Source organism: Streptomyces sp. NPDC054840 (assembly GCF_053611065.1).
Map to the genome: position 1 here is coordinate 1 of NZ_JBSGZP010000608.1, position 4466 is coordinate 4466.

5 protein-coding genes are annotated in these 4466 nt (G+C 72.7%); 2 read left to right on the forward strand and 3 right to left on the reverse strand.

Annotated elements, in window-relative coordinates:
• Positions 1-28 precede the first annotated feature (28 nt).
• Entirely contained in the window at positions 29-817 is a 789-nt protein-coding gene (locus ACWGIU_RS30600; RefSeq protein ID WP_453711234.1) for an alpha/beta fold hydrolase, read from the reverse strand.
• 126 nt (positions 818-943) lie between these two features.
• On the opposite strand from ACWGIU_RS30600, the gene ACWGIU_RS30605 reads away from it, so the two are divergent.
• The gene (locus tag ACWGIU_RS30605; protein WP_453711236.1) at positions 944-1513 is read left to right on the forward strand and encodes a TetR/AcrR family transcriptional regulator; all 570 of its coding nucleotides are present in this window, start codon (positions 944-946) and stop codon (positions 1511-1513) included.
• Between the two features lie 188 nt (positions 1514-1701).
• Positions 1702-2565 carry a phosphatidylinositol-specific phospholipase C gene (locus ACWGIU_RS30610; RefSeq protein WP_453711242.1) on the forward strand — a complete coding sequence of 288 codons (864 nt, stop codon included), beginning with the start codon at positions 1702-1704 and terminating at the stop codon, positions 2563-2565.
• Here ACWGIU_RS30610 and ACWGIU_RS30615 read toward each other — a convergent pair.
• Positions 2545-3978, reverse strand: coding sequence for a sensor histidine kinase (locus tag ACWGIU_RS30615; protein WP_453711238.1), 1434 nt, complete (start codon positions 3976-3978; stop codon positions 2545-2547). The genes ACWGIU_RS30610 and ACWGIU_RS30615 overlap by 21 nt on opposite strands.
• The coding region (locus ACWGIU_RS30620; RefSeq protein WP_453711240.1) for a winged helix-turn-helix domain-containing protein at positions 3975-4466 on the reverse strand (492 nt) is incomplete at its 5' end. The genes ACWGIU_RS30620 and ACWGIU_RS30615, both read right to left, overlap by 4 nt.

A 4466-nucleotide genomic window follows, 5' to 3' on the forward strand; every position in this document is an offset into this window, starting at 1 on the left:
CCCCCCAGCCCGTGGCGGGGCGGCCGCCTCACAGGGTCGCGAGGAACGTCCCGACGGCGTCGTTGACGCCCTGGGGGTCCGTGAAGGGCACGAAGTGGTCGCCGTTCAGGGAGGTGTACGAGGTCTTGGGGCGGCGCGCGACCATCGCGTCGGCGGTGTCCTGGCGCAGGGCCTGGCTGTGGATCCCGTGGATCAGCAGGGCTGGGCAGGTGCTCGCGAGCCAGGCGTCCCAGTGGTCGCCCCGGCAGGATTCGATGGAGTCGAGCATGTCCTGAGGGTGGAACGGCAGCCGCCAGCCCTCGCCGGAAGGGAGCGGGCGCAGGGCCTGCTCGACGAAGCGGGACCCCACCGGCCCGGCGGCCGCGAGGAGTTCCTCGCGGGTGGGGGCGGTGTACCGCATGCCCTGCAGGAAGTCGAAGAGGGGGCCCTCGGTGGCGGGCCGGATCTCGACGGTGGCGTCGATGTCGACGAGTGCGGAGATCCGGTGGGGGTGGGCGGCGGCGAGGTGGTAGGCGTTGAGGCCGCCGAGGGAGTAGCCGAGGAGAGCCACGGGGGCGTCCAGGCCGAGGTGGTCGAGGAGGGCGACGGCGTCGCTGACGTAGCCCTCGCGGCGGTGGTGCGGGGCCCGGTCGGAGCTGCCGTGGCCGCGCTGGTCGGGGGCGATGACCCGCCAGGCGTCGCCGAGGTGCGCGGCGAGTCCGGCGAAGGCGAGGCCCTCGGACAGGCCGCCGTGCAGGGCCAGCAGCGGGCGGCCCGAGCCGCCGGAGTCCATGTAGGACAGGGTGCGGTCGTCGATCTTCATCTCGTGGCGCTGCATGGCGGTTCTCCCCGTTCCGTCGATCTTTCCGATCTGCCGATGCCCGAACCCTGCCAGGATTTGGGCGCATGCGCAATACGTACGTGTAGGGCGGCTGCCCAAAGGGGTGGCGGCTACGATCCCCGCATGGGAAATCGCGAGGACCTGCTGGCCGGAGCCCGGCGCTGCCTGGAGGAGAAGGGCTACCTGCGCACGACCGTGCGCGACATCGCCACCGCCTCGGATGTGAGCATGGCCGCGATCGGCTACCACTTCGGATCCCGGGAGGCCCTCCTCAACCAGGCATTGTTCGCCGCGATGGAGGAGTGGGCCGCGGGCTCCGGCCGTCTCGCCGGTGAGGGTGAGAGCGCGGGGGAGCGCTACGCCGACACCTGGGACCGCAAGATCCGCGACTTCGGCGAGACGCGCTGGCTCTGGCTGGCTTCCGTCGAGGCCTTCGTCCACGCGCAGTCGTCGCCCGAACTGCTCGCGATCCTCGCCGAGGGGCAGCGCCGCAACCGGCGGATGGTGGCCGCGGCCCTGCGCGGGGTGCCGCAGGAGGAGGTCTCCGAGGCGGACGTGCGGGCCCTGGGCTCGCTGCACATCGCGCTGCTCAGCGGGGTGATGGTGCAGACCCTGACCGATCCGGAGCAGGCGCCCGACGGGCGGGAGCTCCTCCAGGGTCTGCGGTCCATGGTCGAGCTGCTCGAAAGCTGACCGCTACCGACGGGTAGTAAAGGTGACGTGTGCACGCCATAATCCGGCCATCACCGGTTGGCAAAGGGGCGGGCATGGGCATCGGCATGGTCACGAGCGTGGTCACGGGCGCGGTCACGGGCGCGGTCACAAGCACGGGCATGGGCGCGGCCATGGGCACGGGCACGAGCGCGGTCCCGCGTGCGGGCATGGACCGGCGGGCGTTCCTGGCCGGAGCACTGGCCGCGGGCGCGGCCGTCGGACTGGGAGCCGCACCCGCCTCGGCCGCCGCCGCACTCGGCACCCAGGACTGGATGGCCGGCCTCGGCGACTCCACCGCCCTCCAGCGCATGACCATCCCCGGCACCCACGACTCCGGCGCCACCAAGGGCGGCCTCTACGTCGCCTGCCAGAACACCTCGATCGCCCAGCAGCTCGACGCCGGAATCCGCTTCCTCGACATCCGCTGCCGCGTCACGGGCGGCTCCTTCGCCATCCACCACGCGGCCTATTTCCAGGACCTGATGTTCGGGGACGTCCTCGTCGCCTGCTGGAACTTCCTTGCCGCGCACCCCTCCGAGACCGTCCTGATGCGCGTCAAACAGGAGTACTCCGGGGAGAGCGACGCCACCTTCCGCGCCGTCTTCGACGACTACCTGGACCACCGCGGCTGGCGGCCCCTGTTCCGGATCGCGGACTCCCTGCCCACGCTCGGACAGGCCCGCGGGAAGGTCGTCCTGCTCGCCGACAACGGCGGTCTGCCGGGCCTGCGCTACGGCGACGGCAACGTCTTCGACATCCAGGACGACTGGAACGCCGAGCCCTTCGCCAAGCGCGGCACGATCGAGAACCACTTCCGCAAGGCCGTCCAGCAGCCCGGCAAGCTCTTCGTCAACTACGTCAGCACCTCGGCGTACATGCCGCCGCGCTGGAACTCCGACCGGCTGAACCCGCAGGTGCACGGCTTCGTCGACGGCAGGGAGCTCGCCGGCCGGACCGGGCTCGGCATCGTCCCGATGGACTTCCCGAACACCCGCTCCGGCCTGGTCACCTCACTGATCCGGCACAACTGACGGATCGGACGGCGGCGGCGTCGGCGCCCCCGGGATGCGGAGCACCGCCTCCGTGCCGGGGCCTCCGTCGGCCGCCGCCCGCAGCTCGGCGCTGCCGCCCGCACGCGCCGCCGTCCGGGCCACGATCGACAGGCCCAGCCCGCTGCCGGGCAGGGCGCGGGCCGACGGGGACCGCCAGAACCGCTCGAAGACGTACGGCAGGTCCTCGGCCGGGATGCCCGGACCGTGGTCCCGTACGGTCAGCTGACCCGCCCGCAGCGTCACCTCGACGGTGCCGCCCGGCGGGCTGAACTTCACCGCGTTGTCCAGGACGTTGACCACCGCCCGCTCCAGCGCCGCCGCCTCGCCCCGGACGTACCAGGGCCGCAGGTCCGAGTCGAAGCGGAGCTCCGGACCGCGCAGCCGGGCCCGGGACAGCGCCGCCCCGGTGATCTCGTGCAGGGCCACCACCCCGAGCGGGCCGGGGGAGGCCGCGTCCGGCCGGGACAGCTCCTGCAGGTCGCCGATCAGCGAGGCCAGCTCCGTCATCTGCGCCTTGACCGAGGCCAGCAGCTCCCGCCGGTCGTCCGGCGGGATGGCCCGGCCGGTCTCCTCGCTGCGGGCGAGCAGCTCGATGTTGGTGCGCAACGAGGTCAGCGGGGTGCGCAGCTCGTGCCCGGCGTCCGCGATCAGCTGAGCCTGCCGCTCCTGGGAGGAGGCGAGGGCCGCCGTCATCGAGTTGAAGGACCGCGACAGGCGGGCGATCTCGTCGTCCCCCTCGTCGGGGATCCGTACGGTCAGGTCCTCGGTCCGGGCGATGTGCTCGACGGCGTCGGTCAGTTCGTCGACCGGCTGCAGTCCCGTACGGGCCACCCACAGGCCGGCGGCGCCCGCGCCGACGACCCCGATACCGCAGACCAGGAGCAGGACCCAGGCCAGGGTGGACAGGGGCTTGTCGATGTCGGCGAGCGGTTTGGCCACGGACAGCGCGGCGGGCTGACTGCCCACGAGGGCGGGCTGCGTGTAGACGCGGACGGGGATGCCGTTGGAGGTCGTCGCGTCGTAGAGCACGGGGCCCCGGCGTCGCTGGGCGACCTCCAGGTCGATCGCGGTGACCTTCAGGGTGTTGTTGCCGTCGACCCAGCAGTGGCCGCCGTCCTGCAGCACGATCTGCACCTGGGCGCTGAGGTTGTTGGCCGCCTGGTCCGGCAGGGGCGGGCCGGGGACGCAGCGCAGCTTGGCGTAGACCTGGTTGGCCTGGGCAGCGGCGTCGGTGGCGCGCAGCGAGCTGTCCAGCTGTTCGCTCAGCTGCGTGCGGACCATCACCCAGGACACCGCCGCCACGCCCGCGACGGCGAGTGCCACGGCAACCGTGACCAGCAGGGCGAGGCGGGAGCGCAGCGGCAGCGCGCGGAATCTGGCCGCCGGGCTCACTCGGGCCCGCTCTCGCCCGCGCGCAGGGCGTAGCCGACCCCGCGCACGGTGTGGACGAGGCGCGGCTCGCCGCCCGCCTCGGTCTTGCGGCGCAGGTACATCACGTACACGTCCAGGGAGTTGGAGCTGGGCTCGAAGTCGAAGCCCCAGACGGTCTTGAGGATCTGCTCGCGGGTCAGGACCTGGCGGGGGTGTGCGAGGAACATCTCCAGCAGGGTGAACTCGGTCCGGGTCAGCTCCACCGGCCGCCCGGCCCGGGTGACCTCGCGGGTCGCGAGGTCCATGCGCAGGTCGCCGAAGGTCAGGGCGTCCTCGTGGCCCTCGTCGGCGGTCTGCGGGGCGGCGTAGGAGCTGCGGCGCAGCAGGGCGCGGACCCGGGCGAAGAGCTCGTCGAGTTCGAACGGCTTGACGAGGTAGTCGTCGGCGCCCGCGTCGAGGCCGGTGACGCGGTCGCCGACGGTGTCGCGGGCGGTGAGCATCAGGATCGG